Annotated in this window: 14 protein-coding genes; 12 read left to right on the top strand and 2 right to left on the bottom strand. The window is 63.7% G+C overall.

The features are described from left to right. The first annotated feature begins 1 nt into the window (after position 1). The 11 genes from nuoL to dnaE all read left to right on the top strand — a co-directional run bounded on the left by nuoL (position 2) and on the right by dnaE (position 16,148). On the top strand, positions 2-1,996 hold the full coding sequence (nuoL, locus tag NHF53_RS07235) for an NADH-quinone oxidoreductase subunit L (protein WP_252833665.1): 1,995 nt from the start codon (positions 2-4) through the stop codon (positions 1,994-1,996). Beyond that, positions 1,996-3,507 carry an NADH-quinone oxidoreductase subunit M gene (locus NHF53_RS07240; RefSeq protein ID WP_252833666.1) on the top strand — a complete coding sequence of 504 codons (1,512 nt, stop codon included), beginning with the start codon at positions 1,996-1,998 and terminating at the stop codon, positions 3,505-3,507. The genes nuoL and NHF53_RS07240 overlap by 1 nt, the downstream gene beginning before the upstream one ends. A gap of 18 nt (positions 3,508-3,525) precedes the next feature. Beyond that, entirely contained in the window at positions 3,526-4,971 is a 1,446-nt protein-coding gene (gene nuoN / locus NHF53_RS07245) for an NADH-quinone oxidoreductase subunit NuoN (RefSeq protein WP_252833667.1), read from the top strand. Beyond that, on the top strand, positions 4,968-5,735 hold the full coding sequence (locus NHF53_RS07250) for a biotin--[acetyl-CoA-carboxylase] ligase (RefSeq protein ID WP_252833668.1): 768 nt from the start codon (positions 4,968-4,970) through the stop codon (positions 5,733-5,735). The genes nuoN and NHF53_RS07250 overlap by 4 nt, the downstream gene beginning before the upstream one ends. Before the next feature lie 17 nt (positions 5,736-5,752). Beyond that, positions 5,753-7,420, top strand: a complete 1,668-nt coding sequence (locus NHF53_RS07255) for a ribonuclease J (protein ID WP_252833669.1) — start codon at positions 5,753-5,755, stop codon at positions 7,418-7,420. Positions 7,421-7,493: 73 nt separating this feature from the next. Continuing rightward, positions 7,494-7,898, top strand: coding sequence for a methylmalonyl-CoA epimerase (mce, locus tag NHF53_RS07260; RefSeq protein WP_252833670.1), 405 nt, complete (start codon positions 7,494-7,496; stop codon positions 7,896-7,898). A 159-nt stretch (positions 7,899-8,057) separates the two neighbouring features. Next, positions 8,058-8,327, top strand: a complete 270-nt coding sequence (locus NHF53_RS07265) for a DUF1467 family protein (protein WP_252833671.1) — start codon at positions 8,058-8,060, stop codon at positions 8,325-8,327. A gap of 545 nt (positions 8,328-8,872) precedes the next feature. After that, positions 8,873-10,195, top strand: coding sequence for a proline--tRNA ligase (gene proS / locus NHF53_RS07270; RefSeq protein ID WP_148658827.1), 1,323 nt, complete (start codon positions 8,873-8,875; stop codon positions 10,193-10,195). Positions 10,196-10,215: 20 nt separating this feature from the next. After that, positions 10,216-11,523, top strand: coding sequence for a lipoprotein-releasing ABC transporter permease subunit (locus tag NHF53_RS07275; RefSeq protein ID WP_112687168.1), 1,308 nt, complete (start codon positions 10,216-10,218; stop codon positions 11,521-11,523). A gap of 14 nt (positions 11,524-11,537) precedes the next feature. Further along, positions 11,538-12,227: an ABC transporter ATP-binding protein gene (locus tag NHF53_RS07280; RefSeq protein ID WP_252833672.1), complete on the top strand. Its 690-nt coding sequence runs from the start codon at positions 11,538-11,540 to the stop codon at positions 12,225-12,227. A gap of 432 nt (positions 12,228-12,659) precedes the next feature. Beyond that, positions 12,660-16,148 carry a DNA polymerase III subunit alpha gene (dnaE, locus tag NHF53_RS07285; protein WP_252834936.1) on the top strand — a complete coding sequence of 1,163 codons (3,489 nt, stop codon included), beginning with the start codon at positions 12,660-12,662 and terminating at the stop codon, positions 16,146-16,148. Positions 16,149-16,178: 30 nt separating this feature from the next. On the opposite strand, the gene NHF53_RS07290 is transcribed toward dnaE, so the two are convergent. Next, positions 16,179-17,423, bottom strand: a complete 1,245-nt coding sequence (locus NHF53_RS07290) for a L,D-transpeptidase family protein (protein ID WP_114362188.1) — start codon at positions 17,421-17,423, stop codon at positions 16,179-16,181. A 277-nt stretch (positions 17,424-17,700) separates the two neighbouring features. Next, complete coding sequence (locus NHF53_RS07295) at positions 17,701-18,984, bottom strand: DNA polymerase IV (RefSeq protein ID WP_252833673.1); 1,284 nt, start codon at positions 18,982-18,984, stop codon at positions 17,701-17,703. 72 nt (positions 18,985-19,056) lie between these two features. Here NHF53_RS07295 and NHF53_RS07300 point away from each other — a divergent pair, with 72 nt between their 5' ends. Further along, the gene (locus tag NHF53_RS07300) at positions 19,057-19,638 is read left to right on the top strand and encodes a GNAT family N-acetyltransferase (protein WP_252833674.1); all 582 of its coding nucleotides are present in this window, start codon (positions 19,057-19,059) and stop codon (positions 19,636-19,638) included. Positions 19,639-19,640 lie beyond the last annotated feature (2 nt).

The following is a 19,640-nucleotide window of genomic DNA, read 5'->3' on the forward strand; positions in this document are numbered from 1 at the left end:
TATGATTTTGTATAAGGCTATCGTCTTTCTTCCGCTGATCGGCGCGCTGATCGCCGGCCTGCTCGGTCGCCAGATCGGCGCCAAGGCCTCCGAATACATCACCAGCGGCCTGATGATCGTCACGGCGGTTCTCTCGTGGGTCGTCTTCGTCAACGTCGGCTTCGGCGAGGGGCACGAGGTCATCAAGGTCTCCGTGCTACGCTGGATCCAGTCCGGCGGCATCGACGTCGAATGGTCGCTGCGGATCGACACGCTGACCGCCGTCATGCTGGTCGTCGTCAACAGCGTCTCGACGCTGGTCCACGTCTACTCGATCGGCTACATGCACCACGATCCGGACCGGCCGCGCTTCTTCTCCTATCTGTCGCTGTTCACCTTCGCCATGCTCATGCTGGTGACCTCCGACAACCTGCTGCAGATGTTCTTCGGCTGGGAAGGCGTCGGTCTCGCCTCGTACCTGCTCATCGGCTTCTGGTTCAAGAAGCCGTCGGCCTGCGCCGCGGCGATGAAGGCCTTCATCGTCAACCGCGTCGGTGACTTCGGCTTCATCCTCGGCATCGCCGGCGTCTTCGTGCTGTTCGGCTCGATCAACTTCGAGACGATCTTCGCCGCCGCGCAGAGCTATCTGCCAGCCGAGGGTGCGGAAGGCGGCGAAGCCGTCATCAATCTCTTCGGCATGAGCCTCGACAAGGCACATGCGATGACCGCCGTCTGTCTGCTGCTCTTCATGGGCGCGATGGGCAAGTCGGCGCAGTTCCTGCTGCACACCTGGCTGCCGGACGCGATGGAAGGCCCGACCCCGGTTTCGGCCCTCATCCATGCCGCCACCATGGTCACCGCCGGCGTCTTCCTCGTCGCCCGCATGTCGCCGCTTTTCGAACTCTCGCCGAACGCTCTGACCTTCGTCACGCTGATCGGTGCGATCACCGCCTTCTTCGCGGCGACCGTCGGCCTCGTGCAGAACGACATCAAGCGCGTCATCGCCTATTCGACCTGCTCGCAGCTCGGCTACATGTTCGTGGCCCTCGGCGTCGGAGCCTATGGCGCGGCGATCTTCCACCTCTTCACGCACGCCTTCTTCAAGGCACTGCTCTTCCTCGGCGCCGGCTCGGTCATCCATGCCGTCGACGGCGAGCAGGACATGCGCTACATGGGCGGCCTCAGGAAGCACATTCCGCTGACCTTCTGGGCGATGACCATCGGCACGCTGGCGCTGACCGGCGTCGGCATCCCGGGAACGATGATCGGTTTCGCCGGCTTCTTCTCGAAGGACGTCATCATCGAGTCGGCCTACGCCTCGCATTCGGCGGTCTCGGGCTTCGCGTTCGCGCTGCTCGTCATCGCGGCGCTGTTCACCAGCTTCTATTCCTGGCGTCTCGCCTTCCTCACCTTCTTCGGCAAGCCGCGGGCGTCCGCCGACGTCATGCACCACGTGCATGAATCGCCGATGGTGATGCTGGCGCCGCTCGCGTTGCTTGCGCTCGGTGCGGTCTTTGCCGGCGTCGCCTTCGAGGGCTACTTCTTCGGCCACGAATACGGCGAGTTCTGGAAGGGCGCGCTCTTCACGCTGCCGGAAAACGAGATCCTCGAACAGTTCCACGGTGTCCCGACCTGGGTGAAGTGGAGCCCCTTCGTCGCCATGCTGACCGGTTTCGCGACCGCCTGGTACATGTACATCAAGTCGCCCTCGACCCCGAAGGTCCTGGCCGAGCAGCACCGCGTGCTCTACCAGTTCCTGCTCAACAAGTGGTACTTCGACGAACTCTACGATCTGCTCTTCGTCCGTTCGGCGAAGGCCCTCGGCCGGTTCCTGTGGAAGAAGGGTGACGTCGGTGTCATCGACACCTACGGCCCGAACGGCGTCGCCGCGGCCGTCGTCGACGTGACCCAGAGGGTCGTCCGCCTGCAGTCGGGTTACCTCTATCACTATGCCTTCGCGATGCTGATCGGCGTTGCGGCCCTCATTACCTGGATGATGCTCGGGAGTTCCTTCTGATGACCGATTGGCCCATTCTTTCAACGGTCACCTTCCTGCCGCTGGTCGGCGTGGCACTTCTCCTGCTGACCCGGGAGGATACCGCCCTCGGCCGCCGCAATATCCGCAACGTGGCGCTGCTGACGACGGTCTTCACCTTCGTCGTCTCGCTCTTCATCTGGACCGGCTTCGACAATTCGAACCCCGGCTTCCAGATGGTGGAAAAGCACGCCTGGCTCGGAACCGGCATTTCCTACCATGTCGGCGTCGACGGCATCTCGATGCTGTTCGTCATCCTGACGACGCTGCTCATGCCCTTCTGCATCCTCGCGAGCTGGGTCTCGGTCGAGAAGCGCCTGAAGGACTACATGATCGCATTCCTGCTCCTCGAAACCCTGATGATCGGGGTGTTCGTGGCGCTCGATATCGTGCTGTTCTACGTCTACTTCGAAGCAGGCCTGATCCCGATGTTCATCATCATCGGCGTCTGGGGCGGCAAGGATCGCGTCTACGCGTCCTACAAGTTCTTCCTGTACACGCTCGCCGGTTCGGTGCTGATGCTGATCGCCATCATGGCGATGTACTGGGATGCCGGCACGACCGACATCACGCAGCTGCTCGCCCACAAGTTCCCGGCGCAGATGCAAACCTGGCTGTGGCTCGCCTTCTTCGCCTCCTTCGCGGTGAAGATGCCGATGTGGCCGGTCCACACCTGGCTGCCGGATGCGCACGTGCAGGCCCCGACCGCCGGCTCGATGATCCTGGCGGGCATCCTGCTGAAGCTCGGCGGTTACGGCCTGCTGCGCTTCTCCCTGCCGATGTTCCCGCTGGCGTCGGACTACTTCGCGCCGCTCGTCTACACCATGTCGGTGATCGCGATCATCTACACCTCGCTGGTGGCGATGATGCAGGAAGACATGAAGAAGCTGATCGCCTATTCGTCGATCGCGCACATGGGCTATGTGACCATGGGTACGTTTGCGGCGAACATGCAGGGCGTGCAGGGGGCGATCTTCCAGATGCTGAGCCACGGCTTCGTGTCGGCCGCGCTCTTCTTCTGCGTCGGCGTGATCTACGACCGCCTGCATACCCGCGAGATCGCGGCCTATGGCGGGCTGGTGAACAACATGCCGAAGTACGCCGTCGCCTTCATGGTCTTCACCATGGCGAATGTCGGCCTTCCGGGCACGTCGGGCTTCATCGGCGAGTTCCTGACCCTGATCGGCGTCTTCCGCGCCAACACTTGGGTTGCGCTTTTCGCAGCGACCGGCGTCATCCTCTCGGCCGCTTACGCGCTCTGGCTCTATCGCCGGGTCGTGTTCGGCGCGCTCGAGAAGGAAAGCCTGAAGGCCATGCTCGACCTCTCGCTCCGCGAGAAGTTCATTCTCTATCCGCTGATTGCGCTCACCATCTTCTTCGGCGTCTACCCGGCTCCGATCTTCGATGCCACGGCCGCTTCGGTCGAGCTTCTGGTGAACAACTATTCGGCAGCATTGCAGGCGGCGCAGAACGTTGCGCTCACGGTGAATTGACGACAGGACCCTTTGGACATGAACGCTGAAACACTCGTTGCAAGCCTGCATCTCGTCACACCGGAACTGATCCTCGCGGTCGGTGCCCTGGTGCTGCTGATGGTTGGCGTATTCTCCGGAGACAAGTCCACGCCGACGGTGACCGGACTTGCCGTGGCGCTGCTGATCGCCTCGGGCCTGTGGATGGTGCTCATACCCGCAGAAGGTTCCGCCTTCGGCGGCGCCTATCTGGCGGACGGTTATGCCCGCTTCATGAAGGTCCTCGCGCTGATCGGTTCGGTGACGGCGATGATCATGGCGGTCGGCCACGCCCGCTTCGACCATCTCGACCGTTTCGAATTCCCGGTCCTGCTGGTGCTGGCGACGCTCGGCATCATGCTGATGATTTCGGCGAACGACCTCATCTCGCTCTACCTGTCGCTGGAACTGCAGTCGCTGGCGCTCTATGTCGTCGCGGCGATCAACCGTGACAGCCTGCGCTCGACGGAAGCCGGCCTGAAGTATTTCGTCCTCGGCGCACTTTCCTCGGGCATGCTGCTCTACGGCATGTCGCTGGTCTACGGTTTCACCGGCAACACCGGCTTCGACGAGATCGCCAAGGTCCTGATGGCGGGCAAGCCGCAGCTCGGGCTGATCTTCGGCCTCGTCTTCATCCTCGCCGGCCTCGCCTTCAAGATTTCCGCCGTTCCGTTCCACATGTGGACGCCGGACGTCTACGAAGGCGCGCCGACGCCGGTCACCGCCTTCCTCGCCGCCGCCCCGAAGATCGGCGCGATGGCGATCTTCGTCCGTCTGGTCATCGGCGCGTTCCAGCCGATCTTCGTCGAATGGCAGCAGGTCGTCGTCTTCATCTCGCTCGCCTCGATGCTGCTCGGTTCGTTCGCCGCGATCGGCCAGCGCAACATCAAGCGACTGATGGCCTATTCCTCGATCGGTCACATGGGCTACGCGCTCGTTGGTCTTGCGGCCGGCTCGAAGACGGGTGTGACGGGCGTCATCATCTACCTGTCGATTTACCTCATCACCACGCTCGGCACCTTCGCCTGCATCATGGCGATGCGCGTCAAGGAAGGCGGCAATGTCGAGAACGTCGACGACCTCGCCGGCCTTTCCACCACCAAGCCGTTCATGGCCGTGGTGCTCAGCGCGCTGATGTTCTCGCTCGCCGGCATCCCGCCGCTCGCCGGCTTCTTTGCGAAGTACTTCGTCTTCGTCGCAGCGGTCGAGGCGCAGCTCTATGGTCTCGCCATCATCGGCGTGCTCTCGTCGGTGGTCGGTGCCTACTACTACCTGCGCGTCGTTAAGGTCATGTGGTTCGATGATGCGAAGGTCGAGTTCACCCGTATCGCTGGCGAGCTTCGCCTGGTCTTCGGTCTGTCGGGTCTCTTCGTTGTCGGTTATCTGCTGGTCGGCGGTCCGCTCGACGTCATGGCCGAGGCCGCAGCCAAGACCCTCTTCTATTGAGCGGGCACGACACCTGCCGGCGGTTGTCGGTCGACGACTTCCGGCACGAGGCGCACCGCGTCCTCGCCTCCACCAACAGTGAATGTCTCGCCCGCGCTCGCGCGGGCGATTCCGGTTTTCTGTGGCTGACCGCCGAAAGCCAGACCGGCGGTCGCGGCCGGCGCGGCAGGGCATGGGTCTCCGAGCCGGGAAACCTCTACGCCTCGCTGCTTCTCGTCGATGCGGCACCGATGGAGCGTGTCTCGTCACTGCCGCTTGCCGTTGCCCTTGCCGTGCACGACGCAATCCGTGCCGTGCTGCCGGCGGATGCGCTGCCGCTCGAGATCAAGTGGCCGAACGACATCCTGATCGGCAGGGCGAAGACCTGCGGCATCCTGCTGGAAGGGGAGGCGCTGCCCGACGGGCGCCATGCGATCGCGATCGGGATCGGCATCAACATTGTCCGGAAACCGGACGGCACGGCCTATCCCGTTACTTCGCTTGTCGAGCACGGGGTGGCGGTTTCGCCGGAAGAACTCTTCGCTCGATTGTTCTCTTCTATGGCCGAGGTGCTGAACCTCTGGAACGCGGGACGGGGAACGGCGGCGGTCGTCGAACGCTGGCGCCGGCATGCCTGCGGGATCGGCGAAAAAATCACCGTGAACCTGCCGGACCGGTCGATTTCCGGTTACTTTGCAGGAATTGATGATAAAGGCTATCTCCTGCTCGATCGCGGCCCGGAAGGGCAGATGGCGATCGCGGCCGGTGACGTATTCTTTGGTTGAACTGGTACAAGGGAAGAATGGCAAAGCAAGAAGAACTGGTGTTCCTGCCGCTCGGCGGCGTCGGCGAGATCGGCATGAACCTCGCACTATACGGCTATGGAACGCCGTCGAACCGCCAATGGATCATGGTCGACTGCGGGGTCACTTTCCCCGGGCCGGACCTGCCGGGCGTCGACCTCGTGCTTCCCGACATACGCTTCATCGAGGCGCAGAAGCGCAATCTCAAGGCCATCATCATCACCCATGCCCATGAGGACCACTACGGCGGCCTGAACGACGTCTGGCCGGGCCTCAACGTTCCGGTCTATGCCTCTGCCTTCACCGCCGGGATGCTGGAAGCCAAGCGCGACTACGAGGGTAGCCGCGCTGATATTCCGGTAACGCCCTTCAAGGCGGGCGACCGGATCAATGTCGGGCCGTTCAGCATCGAGGCGGTCGGCGTCAACCACTCCATTCCCGAACCGATGTCGCTGGTGATCCGCACGCCGCTCGGCAATGTGATCCACACGGGCGACTGGAAGATCGACCATGCGCCCTCGCTCGGGCCGCTGACCGACGAGACGCGTTTCCGCGAGCTCGGCGACGAGGGCGTGCTGGCGCTGATGTGCGACAGCACGAACGCCATGCGCGACGGCGTATCGCCGTCCGAGCAGCAGGTGTCCGACGGTCTCCGCCAGATCATCGAGACGGCGGAAGGGCGCGTCGCGATCACCACCTTCTCGTCGAATGTCGGGCGCATCCGCTCGATCGCGCAGGCCGCGGAGGCGGCTGGCCGCGAGGTTCTCCTGCTCGGCAGTTCGCTGAAGCGCGTCGTCGCCGTCGCCGCCGATATCGGGCTCATGGAGGGTGTGAAGCCTTTCATCGCCGAAGACGAGTTCGGCTATATTCCGCGCGACAAGGTGGTGGTCATCCTGACCGGCAGCCAGGGCGAACCGCGGGCGGCGCTCGCAAGGATTGCCCGTGACGAAATGCGCAATGTCGCCTTCGCCGCCGGCGATACGATCGTCTTCTCCTCGCGCACGATCCCGGGCAACGAGAAGGCGATCCAGGACATCAAGAACGGCCTGGTCGACCAGGGCCTCCACATCGTCACCGACAGCGAGGCGCTGGTCCATGTCTCCGGCCATCCGCGGCGTAACGAGCTGCTGCAGATGTACGAATGGACCCGGCCGCAGATGGTCGTGCCGGTGCATGGCCAGGCAGCGCACCTGACGGCGCAGGCCGAGCTCGCCCTGCAGTCCGGCGTCAAGACCGTTCCGAAGGTGCGCAACGGCGACATGCTTCGCCTGGCACCCGGTCCGGCCGAGGTCATCGACCAGGCGCCGTTCGGCCGCGTCTACAAGGACGGCAAGCTCGTCGGCGACTTCGAAGAGATGGGGATCGGCGAACGCCGCAAGCTTTCCTATGTCGGCCATGTCTCGGTCAACGTGCTGCTCGACAGCCGTTACGACTTCCTCGGCGATCCGGACGTTGTCGCCTGCGGGCTGCCGGAAGTGGACGAGGAGGGTGAGGACATGGAAGACACCCTCTATGACGCCATCCTCGGCGCGGTGGAGAGCATTCCGCGGGTGCGGCGCAAGGACCTCGATGTCGTGCGCGAGAGCATCCGCCGCGCCGTTCGTGCCGCAGCCAACGAGGCCTGGGGCAAGAAGCCGGTGGTGACCGTGTTCGTGACGAAAGTCTGAGTGACGGGCGAGCGGTTCCCGGTATAGGGTCCGCCGCGTCCGCAATCTCTGTTTCGTTCGAAGGGAGTATTCCATGCTTGGACGGGTCAATCACGTCGCCATCGCCGTACCGGATCTCGAGGCTGCGACGGCGTCCTATCGCGACATGCTGGGCGCTACCGTCTCCGCGCCGCAGTCCCTGCCGGAACATGGCGTCACGGTCGTCTTCGTGGAACTGCCGAACACCAAGATCGAGTTGCTCGAGCCGCTCGGCGCCGACTCGCCGATCGCGGCCTTTCTCGCGAAGAACCCCGCCGGCGGCATGCACCACATCTGTTACGAGGTCGATGACATTCTCGTTGTTCGCGACCGGCTGACGGAAAGCGGTGCGCGCGTGCTCGGCGGTGGCGAACCGAAGATCGGCGCTCACGGCAAGCCGGTGCTCTTCCTTCATCCCAAGGATTTCAACGGAACGCTGATCGAGCTCGAACAGCTCTGACCTTTCTGCGTTTGTGCCTTCCGGCCGCGTGAAGCGCCCCGGCGATCATTGCCTCGGGGGTTTGTGCCGGCGATCCGTTCGGCCTATAAGGTGCCGACGCGGCGAGGCCGCGGCTCGAAAAATGACGACGCCCGGGCAGGGCGTCCCGGAGTTCTCGACATGACGTTCGTCTCGGCCTTCGCCGTCTATTTCATCATCTGGTGGATCACCCTGTTCGCCGTTCTGCCGATCGGGCTGAAGACGCAGGACGAAGAGAAGGACGTGGTGCCCGGTAGCGTCGGGAGCGCGCCGGCCCGGTTCCGCGGTGGCCGTGTCGTCCTTCTGACGACGGTGATCTCGGCCGTCATCTACGCGGGGTGGTTCATCGCCTCGACCTATTTCGGGATCAGTGTCGACAGCCTGCCGCAGATCATGCCGCGTTTCGATTGAGGTGTCTGGCGTCCGAGGGCGAGCTTGACAGCCCTGGAAGCGTGCTTTCGAGCATCTTCGACTCGTGCTCGTTGTCTGGAAAGCAAAAAAAAACAAGGTCGTATGACCTTGTTTGAAAGTATCGCGTGATCCTTAACCTGTTACGGGGCAGCGAACGAGCGCGCCAAAGATCTGATCCTCCCAAGATTTAACCGCGAGTGCGGCAAGAATTTAAGCTTCCTGCCTGTTTTGTGGGCTCACGCTAGCCCAAAGTTTAAACGTTGTCACGTCCAATTTTTGTATTTTTGCTACAGTCCGCGAAAAAAATCGATGATGCCCAAATGTCGCAGGCCGAGCGAGCAAAACTGGCCTGCCGACAGCCTGTGGAGGCCGCGCAGACAGGCGATGTGGCGGGTGCGGGCGCCGACGGGTAGGCGCGTCGGATGGCAGGCGGGTTGCGGGTTTTCATCCCCTCCGGAAACAGCTATGAACGCAGCCACACCAACCGTTGTCACGGCTGATTCCGCGAAAAATGCGCGGGCGCCACTACCTGTCTGGAATTCGTTATGCGTCTGTCACGCTATTTTATGCCCATCCTCAAGGAAAATCCGAAGGAAGCGGAGATCGTCTCGCACCGCCTGATGCTGCGTGCCGGCATGATCCGACAGCAGAGCCAGGGGATCTATTCCTGGCTGCCGCTGGGCAAGCGCGTGCTCGACAAGGTCAACAAGATCATCCGCGAGGAGCAGAACCGCGCCGGCGCCATCGAGATCCTGATGCCGACGCTGCAGTCGGCCGAACTCTGGCAGGAGAGCGGTCGGTATGATGATTACGGCAAGGAGATGCTGCGCATCAAGGACCGGCAGGACCGGCCGATGCTCTATGGCCCGACCAACGAGGAGATGGTCACCGACATCTTTCGCTCCTACGTCAAGTCCTACAAGGACCTGCCGCTGAACCTCTACCATATCCAGTTGAAGTTCCGCGACGAGATCCGTCCGCGCTTCGGCACCATGCGCTCGCGCGAATTCATGATGAAGGACGCCTATTCCTTCGACCTCACCATGGAAGCGGCCGTGCACTCCTACAACAAGATGTTCGCGGCCTATCTGCGCACCTTCGACCGGCTCGGGCTCCGGGCGATCCCGATGCGCGCCGACACCGGCCCGATCGGCGGCAATCACAGCCACGAGTTCATCATTCTCGCCGAGACCGGCGAGTCGGAAGTCTTCTGCCACAAGGATTTCGTCGATTTCGACATTCCGGGCGTAGACACCGACTTCGACGATGTAAGGGGCCTGCAGGCGATCTTCGACAAGTGGACCTCGCTCTACGCCGCGACCTCCGAGATGCATGACGAGGCGGCCTTCGCCGCAGTTCCGGAAGGTGAGCGCCTCTCCGCGCGCGGCATCGAGGTCGGCCATATTTTCTACTTCGGCACCAAGTATTCCGAGCCGATGGGCGCGAAGGTTCAGGGCCCCGACGGCAAGGAGCATACCGTGCACATGGGATCCTACGGCATCGGCCCGACGCGCCTCGTCCCGGCGATCATCGAAGCCTCGCACGACGACACCGGCATCATCTGGCCGGCCTCGGTCGCGCCCTTCGATGCGGTCGTGATCAACATGAAGGCCGGCGACACGGCCTGCGACGCTACCTGTGACGCGATCTACGCTGCGCTTTCGAACGCGGGCAAGGACGTGCTGCTCGACGACACCGACGACCGGGCCGGTACCAAGTTCGCCACCGCGGACCTCATCGGCGTTCCCGTCCAGGTCATCGCCGGCCCGCGCTCCGTCGCCAACGGCGAGGTCGAGCTCAAGGACCGCAAGACCGGCGCGCGTGAAACAATGACGGTAGAAGCGGCCATCAACAAGCTGGTCGGCTGATTGCCGGTCGAGGAGGCGAGATGACAAGCGCAGTCGAAGGCCGCGAGGCGGACAAGGTCACCCCGAGCCCGTCGGCGCGGCCGTTCTCCGCCTTCGAGCGCATCGTCGCCTGGCGCTATCTGCGCGCCCGGCGGAAGGAAGCGTTCATTTCGGTGATCGCCGGCTTCTCCTTCGTCGGCATCATGCTCGGCGTCGCGACCCTCATCATCGTCATGGCGGTGATGAACGGCTTTCGCACTGAACTCATCTCGCGAATCCTCGGCATCAACGGCCACATGATCGTGCAGCCGGTCGACGGGCCGCTCGACAACTATGCGGAGCTTGCCGACAAGTTCTCCGGCATCGCCGGTGTCACGATGGCGCTGCCGCTCGTCGAGGGGCAGACGCTTGCCTCCGGCCGTGGCGGGGCGGGAACCGGTGCGCTGGTGCGTGGCATCCGCGCCGACGACCTCACCAAGCTCAAGACGGTCTCGAACAACATCCGTGCCGGCGACATGGTCGGCTTTGCGGCGGGGCAGGGCGTCCTGATCGGCTCGCGCATGGCGAACGAACTCGGGCTCACGGCCGGCGATACGATCACGCTCGTCTCGCCGGAAGGCGATGTCACGCCACTCGGGGTCAATCCGCGGGTGAAGTCCTATACCGTCTCCGGCATCTTCGAGATCGGCATGTCGGAATACGACGCCTCGATCATCTACATGCCGCTCGAGGAGGCGCAACTCTATTTCAATGCCGAGGGCATCGTCCAGTCGATCGAGCTTTTCGTCGCCGATCCGGACCTCGTCGACGAGCTGCGGCCGAAGGTCGAGGAAGCGGCCGGGCGACAGATCTTCATCACCGACTGGCGCCAGCGCAACCAGACCTTCTTCTCGGCCCTGCAGGTCGAGCGCAACGTGATGTTCATGATCCTGACGCTGATCGTGCTCGTCGCCGCGCTCAACATCATCTCGGGCCTCATCATGCTGGTGAAGGACAAGGGAAGCGACATCGCGATCCTGCGCACCATGGGTGCGACCGCCGGCTCGATCATGCGCATCTTCTTCATGACCGGCGCGGCGATCGGCGTCACCGGCACCTTCGCCGGGGTGGCCCTCGGTGTCGTCGTTTGCCTCAACATCGAATCGATCCGCGGCTTCTTCTCCTGGGTCAGCGGCACGGTGCTCTTCGATCCTGAACTCTACTTCCTGAGCCAGCTTCCGGCCGATATGAACGTCGGCGAGACGATGTCTGTCGTCATCATGGCGCTGACGCTCTCCTTCCTGGCGACGCTCTTCCCCGCCTGGCGCGCCTCGCGGCTCGACCCGGTACAGGCCCTCCGCTACGAATAAGGATGCCGCTTTCCATGGCCACCGACAAAGTCCTCGCGCTTACCGGGATCGATCGCAATTACGGGCAGGGCGAGACGCTGCTGAGCATCCTGAAGGGTGCCGAATTCAGCCTCGAGAGCGGCGAGACGGTGGCGCTTGTCGCCCCGTCGGGAACGGGCAAGTCGACGCTTCTGCACGTCGCTGGCCTGCTCGAGCATCCCGACGCCGGCGAAGTCGTGATCGGCGGGGAAGCCTGTTCGGGGCTCTCCGAGGACCGCCGCACCGCCGTGCGGCGGCGCTCGATCGGCTTCGTCTACCAGTTCCACCACCTGCTGCCGGAATTCTCTGCCCTCGAGAACATCATGATGCCGCAGCTCATCGCCGGGCTTTCCATGGCCGAGGCCAAGGAGCGCGCCGCGCAGCTTCTCGATTACATGCGGATCGGCCACCGTGCCGATCATCGTCCGGCGGAACTCTCGGGCGGCGAACAGCAGCGTGTGGCGATCGCCCGCGCCGTCGCCAACGCGCCGCTCGTGCTGCTCGCCGACGAGCCGACCGGCAATCTCGACCCGGAGACGGCATCCTACGTCTTCTCCGCTCTGCGTGCGCTGGTCCGCCAATCGGGGCTCGCCGCGCTGATTGCCACCCATAATCACGAACTGGCCCAGCGCATGGACCGCTGCGTGACGATCGTCGACGGCAAGATCGTCGATTACGCGGTCTGAGACGCTTCCGGACGGCCGCGGCGATGACGGCCGCGGTGCCGGCGCAAACTGCCGCCAACGTTCCCGCTCCTTTGTCTTCGCCCGGCGAGAGCCCCTGCAGGGGCGCGCCGTAGTCGCGTTACCCCTATGTTCCCGCGTATTCGCGTCGTTGATGGAACCATATGACCCTTTTTGGGTTGACAAAGGAACAAAGAGGGAACAAACTAAAAACATAACGAGTAAGGAGTGAGCCATGACTGATGTTTTCCGTGATGTCGCCGCATTCGCCTCGATCCTCATGTTCGTCACCGGCTTGTCGGTGATCGTCTCGGCGATTTGAGGTTCCTGCGCCTATCCTGTAGAGAGTGACCCGTATCCGGCCGACAAGGCTGGACTTCCCTGTCGGGGCGATCGAAAATCGCACCGATTCATCGGATGCGGGTAATGACGGATATGGGCGAAGCAGTTGACGAGGGCGGGCGCGAGGCAAGTTCGCCGGGTTTTGTGCATTTGCGCCTGCATTCGGCCTATTCGCTTCTCGAAGGCGCATTGCCGCTGAAGAAGATCCTCCGGAAGGCTGCCGCCGACGGCCAGCCGGCGATCGCGATCACCGACACCAACAATCTCTTCGTCGCGCTCGAATTCTCGCAGTATGCCGTCGGCGACGGGCTGCAGCCGGTCATCGGCTGTCAGGTGTCGATCGACATGGAGGATGCCAGGGATGACAAGCGGTCGTCTCATGCTCCCGCCAGATATCCGGCGATCGTGCTGCTCGCGGCGAACGCGGCCGGTTACGAGCGGCTCGTCGATCTCGTCAGCCGGGCCTATCTGGAAGGCGAGGGGCACCAGGCGGTGCATGTCACTGCGTCATGGCTGGAGGAACGCGGGACGGAGGGGCTGATTGCCCTGACCGGAGCTTCGGGCGGGCCAGTGGACGTCGCGCTTTTGGAAGGACACAGCGCGCAGGCGGAAACGAGGCTTTTGACGCTGAAGCGGCTTTTCGGCGACCGGCTCTACGTCGAGCTGCAGCGCCACGGCGACTACGATCGTCGGCACGAGACCAGGATGGTTCAGCTCGCCTACCGTCATGAACTGCCGCTGGTTGCGACCAACGAGGCCTTCTTCCTGACGCGGGAGGATTACGACGCGCATGACGCCCTGATGGCGGTCGCCCACAATGCGATCGTCTCCGACGACAACCGCTTCCGCCTGACACCTGACCACTATCTGAAGAGCCGGGCCGAGATGCAGGCGCTCTTCGACGATCTGCCGGAGGCGATCGAGAACACCGTCGAGATCGCCATGCGCTGCTCCTTCGTGCTCGGCACGCGCAAGCCGATCCTGCCGCGCTTTGCCGGCGTCGGTGCCGATCCGGAGGAGGCGGAGAAGGCCGAGGCGGAGGAACTGAGGCGGCAGGCGGTCGAGGGCCTCGACCGGCGGATCGCGGCGCTCGGAATGGCGCCGGGCTACGAGGAGAAGGATTACCGCGAGCGGCTGCAATTCGAGCTCTCGATCATCGAGCGCATGAAGTTCCCCGGTTACTTCCTGATCGTCTCCGACTTCATCAAGTGGGCCAAGCAGCATGACATTCCGGTCGGCCCGGGCCGTGGTTCGGGTGCGGGCTCGCTGGTCGCCTATGCCCTCACCATCACCGACGTCGACCCGCTGCGCTTCTCGCTGCTCTTCGAACGCTTCCTCAATCCGGAGCGCGTGTCGATGCCGGACTTCGACATCGACTTCTGCCAGGACCGGCGCGAAGAGGTGATCCGCTACGTCCAGAAGAAGTACGGCCGCGAACAGGTGGCGCAGATCATCACCTTCGGTTCGCTGCAGGCGCGCGCGGCGTTGCGCGACGTCGGCCGCGTTCTGGAGATGCCCTACGGACAGGTCGACAAGATCTGCAAGCTGGTGCCGAACAATCCGGCGAACCCGACGCCGCTCTCCAAGGCGATCGAGGAGGAGCCGAAGCTGCGCGAGGAGGCGGAAGCCGAGCCGGTCGTCGCGCGCCTTCTCGACATCGCCCAGAAGATCGAGGGCCTCTACCGCCATGCATCGACCCATGCCGCCGGTATCGTGATCGGCGACCGGCCGCTGTCGAAGCTGGTGCCGATGTATCGCGATCCGCGCTCCGACATGCCGGTCACGCAGTTCAACATGAAGTGGGTCGAGCAGGCGGGCCTCGTCAAGTTCGACTTCCTCGGCCTGAAGACGTTGACGGTCCTGAAGACAGCGGTCGATTTCGTCGCCCGCCAGCGCGGCGTCACCGTTGATCTCGCGTCGATTCCGCTCGACGACAAGGAAACCTACGCGATGCTCTCGCGCGGCGAGACGGTCGGCGTGTTCCAGGTTGAAAGTGCAGGCATGCGCAAGGCGCTGATCGGCATGCGGCCGGACTGCATCGAGGACATCATCGCGCTGGTGGCGCTCTACCGCCCGGGCCCGATGGAGAACATCCCGGTCTACAATGCCCGCAAGCACGGCGAGGAAGAGATCGAGTCGATCCATCCGAAGATCGACTATCTCCTGAAGGAAACGCAGGGCGTCATCGTCTACCAGGAGCAGGTGATGCAGATCGCCCAGGTTCTGTCGGGCTATTCGCTCGGCGAAGCCGACCTCCTGCGCCGCGCCATGGGCAAGAAGATCAAGGAGGAGATGGACAAGCAGCGCGCCCGCTTCGTCGACGGCGCAGTGAAGAACGGCGTGTCCAAGAACCAGGCGGACATCATCTTCGACCTGCTCGCCAAGTTCGCCAACTACGGCTTCAACAAGTCGCACGCCGCCGCCTACGCGATCGTCTCCTATCAGACGGCCTACATGAAGGCGCATTACCCGGTCGAGTTCCTCGCCGCGACCATGACCTACGATATGGCCAACAGCGAGAAGCTCAACGACTTCCGCCAGGATGCGGGGCGCCTCGGCATCAAGGTCGTCCCACCGTCGGTCCAGACCTCGTTCCGTCATTTCCAGACCGGCGACCGCTGCATCTACTATGCACTCGCCGCCATCAAGGGCGTAGGCGAGTCGGCCGTCGACCACATCGTCGAGGTCCGCGGCGACAAACCCTTCGAGAGCCTCGAAGACTTCTGCCTGCGGATCGATCCGAAGCAGATCAATCGCCGCGTCTTCGAAAGCCTGATCTGCGCCGGTGCCTTCGACTGCTTCGGTCACGACCGGGCGGAACTGATCGGCGGGCTCGACCGCATTCTCGGCTATGCGCAGCGCGCGCAGGAGAATGCCGTCAGCGGCCAGTCCGACATGTTCGGCGCCGGTGGCGCGACAGGACCGGAGAAGATCGTCTTCCCGGCCTACACCCCCTGGCTCGCCTCGGAGAAGCTGCACCGCGAATTCCAGGTGCTGGGCTTCTACCTCTCCGCCCATCCGCTCGACACCTACCGGTCGCTCCTCGAGAAGATGCGCGTCCAGACCTTTGCCGATTTCTCCGCTTCGGTGAAACAGGGGGCGACCGCCGGACGCCTCGCCGGCACGGTGACGGGGCGCCAGGAACGCAAGACCCGCACAGGCAACAAGATGGGCATCGTCACGTTTTCGGATTCCTCCGGCCAGTTCGAGGCCGTCCTGTTTTCCGAAGGCCTGAACCAGTACCGCGACCTCCTGGAATCCGGCAAATCGGTGGTCATCACGGTCGCCGCGGAAGAGCGGCCCGAGGGTATCGGGCTCAGGATCCAGACGGCGCAGTCGCTCGAAGAAAAGTCGCTGCAGATGCAGAAGGCGCTACGCGTCTATGTCCGCGATTCCGGTCCGCTGAAGGCGGTCGCCGCCCATCTCAACACGAAAGGCGACGGTCTCGTCTCCTTCGTCGTCATCAAGGAAGACGGCCAGCGCGAGATCGAGGTCGAGCTTTCGGAAAGATATCGCATCTCGCCCGAGATCGCGGCAGCGCTACGCTCGGCGCCCGGCATCGTCGACGTCGAGCTGGTGTAGCCGCCGCCGTTTGGCGACAGCGTGACTGGGTCAGCCGCGCGGTACCTCGCGCGTCACGGTGATGAAGTCGGTTCCGTCGCCGGTCTCCGGCCCAACGCCTGCGTCGGAAATGGTGATCGAGCTGCCTTCGCCGAGCATCGGCTCGATCTTGCGGCGCACCGCGTCGGGGATCGAGATGCGGTCGAGCGTCTCCGCAAGCGTCGGCGTGAGCTCAGCGGCCACGGGGGCTTCGATGCCGAGGCGCTTCATCGTCTGACTGGAGAGATGGTTCTCGAGCGTGACACCACGCCATTCGGCGCTGCCGGCGAGCATGTCGACATGCGTCGCCTCGATGAAATGGGTGCCGAGCGGCTTCTGCGGATCGGCGATCGAGACCGCAGCCTCGAAGACCGGTTTGAATTTCTGCCGCACCATGATCTGGCCGAGCGGCGGTGCACCCTTTCCGGCGCTTGCATAGATTCGGGTCAGGAATTCGGGCGACAGGATTTCGCCCCTGGTTTCCAGTCCCTTCCACCGCTTGTAGCCGTCAATGGCCGAGATCGTCTGTCGGCCGAGATAGCCGTCGACGGGACCGGCGTCGAAACCGAGCTCGGTGAGCATCGCCTGCACGTCCATCAAGGTCTCGCGCTGGCCGCGCCGGGTGATGAGGATGCGTACCGGCGGAATGTCGGCGAAGACGTCGGCTGACTGCACCGGGCTCGTCGCCTCCTTTTCGACCATGGCGACCTGCACAGGCCTCCGTCCCGCCTCGATGGTGGACGGCCGCAGTTCGGCATCGGAAAGCAGCTGTCCTTCATCGATCGCCCTGCGCGGCTGAAAGAGCGTCGCGTGCCGGACAGGCGCCGGGGTGACCGGTTCGTCGGTGATGATCACGTGGGCGCCGCGCTCGGTCATCTGGTAGAGCGCTTTGGCGAAGGCGCGCGGCAGCCGCACACAGCCGTGCGAGGCCGGGTAGTTCGGCACGCTGTTCGATTCGTGGAGCGCGACGCCGGACCAGGTGAGCCGCTGCATCCACGGCATCGGAGCGCTCGAGTATAGGTTGGACTCGTGGTAGCGCTGCTTCTCCAGGATCGAGAAGATGCCGGATGGCGTCGAGTGTCCGGGTTTGCCGGTCGAGACATGGGAGGTGGCGACCACCTGGTCGCCGTCATAGACCGTCAGGCTCTGTTCGGCCTTGGACACATAGATCTGCAGCGAGCCGCCGTCCCCAGCGAGACTCTGGGAGGCAAGCGTTGTCGCGGAAAGCAGACACGCGACGTGCAGGAACTTCAGCATGCGATTTCGTCCTCAACGCGAAACTGACCGGGCGAGTATTGATGCAGGTCTCTATAATAACGGCTGAAGTTTAAGGAAAGTTTTCTTCTTTGGACGGTGCCGATCACAAGTTTGTGTGGCTCCGGTCGTCGCATGACACGATGTCCGGGGCGAATGCCGGTCGTTATCGCCCGACCGACGGAACCGCACTTCCGCAGCCGCAGAAGCCGGTGCTGCAGCGGCCCGCGCGGCGTTCGGGAACGTTCGGCATTCCCCGGCACCTGCGCGCCTGGGCGTCCTACTTTCGCCGCCCGAAGGTGTAGCCGGTCTCGACCGTCGACTTGCCGAACTTGTCGCGCAGCTTGTCCATTGCAGCCTCGGCGGCGGCTCGTCGGCCGGCCTGCCGGTCGACGAGGTCCGGCGGGTCGGCGACAGAGGCTTCCTTGAGGTCGGTGACGCCGATGCCGATCAGCCGGAAGCGCGTGCCGTCCGTCTCCTTTTCGAGCAGCGTCAGGCCGGTGCGGAAGATGCGGTCGGCGAGCTGGGTCGGATCCTCCAGGCGCCGGTTGCGCGTGCGGCCCTTGAAGTCCGCCGTCTTGAGTTTCAGGACGACGGTTTGTCCCGATATTCCGTGCTTCTTCAGCCGCCAGGCGACCTTTTCCGAGAGTGCCCGCAGGTGGATGACGAGATCGTCGTGGCGGCTGATGTCCTCGAAGAATGTGGTTTCGGCGGAGACGCTCTTCGCCGCCTCGTTCGGGTGGACATCGCGATCGTCGATGCCGCGGGAAAGCCTGTAGAGCCGCTGGCCGATCGAGCCGTAGCGGCGCATGAGATCGGTTTCCTCCATGCTCTGCAACTGTCCGACGGTGCGGATGCCGTCGCTTTCGAGCGTCGTCGCGAAGGCCTTGCCGACACCCCAGATCGTCGTCACCGGGCGCGGAGCGAGGAAATCCAGCGCCTCCGCCTGGCCGATCACGGAAAAACCGCGCGGCTTCTGCAGGTCGGAGGCGACCTTCGCCAGAAACTTGCAGTAGGAGAGGCCGACGGAGACGGTGATGCCGACTTCCTGCTCGACGCGGCGGGCGAAACGGGCAAGCACGCGTGCCGGCGGATCGTGGTGGAGCCGCTCGGTGCCGGAAAGCTCGAGAAAGGCCTCGTCGATCGAGAGGGGTTGAACGAGCGGGGTCAGTTCCTCCATCATCGCCCGCACTTCGCGTCCGACGCGGGCGTATTTCTCCATGTCCGGCTTGATGACGACGGCCTGCGGGCAGGCCTCCAGCGCCTTGAACATCGGCATCGCGGAACGCACACCATGGATGCGCGCGATATAGCAGGCCGTCGAAACCACGCCACGCTTGCCGCCGCCGATGATCACCGGCTTGTCGGCGAGTTCCGGATTGTCCCGCTTCTCAATGGAGGCATAGAAGGCGTCGCAATCGATGTGGGCGAGCGTGAGCCTGTAGAGTTCCGGATGATAGACGAGCCGGGGGCTGCCGCAGCCGCTGCAGCGACGATTGCCCTGCGGCTGCCCTCTGAAGCAGTCGCGGCAGAAGCCTGGATACGCGGTCGGGTCGGTTGTCATTGCCGGAACAAATGTTGAACATTCGCGCGTTTAGCGTTACTCTTCCCGGACTCGGCTGGCAAGGGAAATGCGATGAACGAACGATTCCGTGCCCAACCTCTCACCACCGACCGCTGGGACGACTTCGAGGCCGTCATGGGGCCACGAGGCGCCTGCTACGATTGCTGGTGCACCTATTTCCGCCTGTCGCCTGCCGAGCGGAAGAGCCTCGCCGGCAGCGAGAAGAAAGACTTCATGCACCGGCGCGTGAGCGCCGGGCCGGCGCCGGGCCTCATCGGTTACCTCGGTGACCGGCCCGTCGGCTGGGTGCAGGTGGGGCCGCGTGCCGACGTGCCGAACTGGAATTCGCCGCGCACCGTCTCGCGCCCGCTCGATGAGGCGGACGCGGAAGACCCGACCATATGGGCGGTGAGCTGCTTCTTCATCGTGTCGAAGGAGCGCGGCAAGGGCTTGAGCCATCAGATGCTCGCCGCCGCCGTTGTCCATGCCCGTGCTGCCGCGGCGCGTGTCGTCGACGCCTGTCCGATCGAACGAACGAAACAATCGAAGTCGGTCGGGCTTTATGTCGGATCAAGGCGAATTTTCGAAGCCGCCGGATTTGCGGAGGTGGCATCGCGAAAGGAGGGAAGGCCTCTGATGCGGCTGGTGCTCTGAAG

Source organism: Ciceribacter sp. RN22 (assembly GCF_024054295.1).
In the GTDB taxonomy this organism is placed as follows: Bacteria; Pseudomonadota; Alphaproteobacteria; order Rhizobiales; family Rhizobiaceae; genus Allorhizobium; species Allorhizobium lividum.

Excerpts from the sequence above, each read along its gene's own strand:
- nuoL (WP_252833665.1), top strand. The coding sequence starts at position 2 with ATGATTTTGTATAAGGCTATCGTCTTTCTTCCGCTGATCGGCGCGCTG.
- NHF53_RS07240 (WP_252833666.1), top strand. The coding sequence starts at position 1,996 with ATGACCGATTGGCCCATTCTTTCAACGGTCACCTTCCTGCCGCTGGTC.
- nuoN (WP_252833667.1), top strand. The coding sequence starts at position 3,526 with ATGAACGCTGAAACACTCGTTGCAAGCCTGCATCTCGTCACACCGGAA.
- NHF53_RS07255 (WP_252833669.1), top strand. The coding sequence starts at position 5,753 with ATGGCAAAGCAAGAAGAACTGGTGTTCCTGCCGCTCGGCGGCGTCGGC.
- mce (WP_252833670.1), top strand. The coding sequence starts at position 7,494 with ATGCTTGGACGGGTCAATCACGTCGCCATCGCCGTACCGGATCTCGAG.
- NHF53_RS07265 (WP_252833671.1), top strand. The coding sequence starts at position 8,058 with ATGACGTTCGTCTCGGCCTTCGCCGTCTATTTCATCATCTGGTGGATC.
- proS (WP_148658827.1), top strand. The coding sequence starts at position 8,873 with ATGCGTCTGTCACGCTATTTTATGCCCATCCTCAAGGAAAATCCGAAG.
- NHF53_RS07275 (WP_112687168.1), top strand. The coding sequence starts at position 10,216 with ATGACAAGCGCAGTCGAAGGCCGCGAGGCGGACAAGGTCACCCCGAGC.
- NHF53_RS07280 (WP_252833672.1), top strand. The coding sequence starts at position 11,538 with ATGGCCACCGACAAAGTCCTCGCGCTTACCGGGATCGATCGCAATTAC.
- dnaE (WP_252834936.1), top strand. The coding sequence starts at position 12,660 with ATGGGCGAAGCAGTTGACGAGGGCGGGCGCGAGGCAAGTTCGCCGGGT.
- NHF53_RS07290 (WP_114362188.1), bottom strand. The coding sequence starts at position 17,423 with ATGCTGAAGTTCCTGCACGTCGCGTGTCTGCTTTCCGCGACAACGCTT.
- NHF53_RS07295 (WP_252833673.1), bottom strand. The coding sequence starts at position 18,984 with ATGACAACCGACCCGACCGCGTATCCAGGCTTCTGCCGCGACTGCTTC.
- NHF53_RS07300 (WP_252833674.1), top strand. The coding sequence starts at position 19,057 with ATGAACGAACGATTCCGTGCCCAACCTCTCACCACCGACCGCTGGGAC.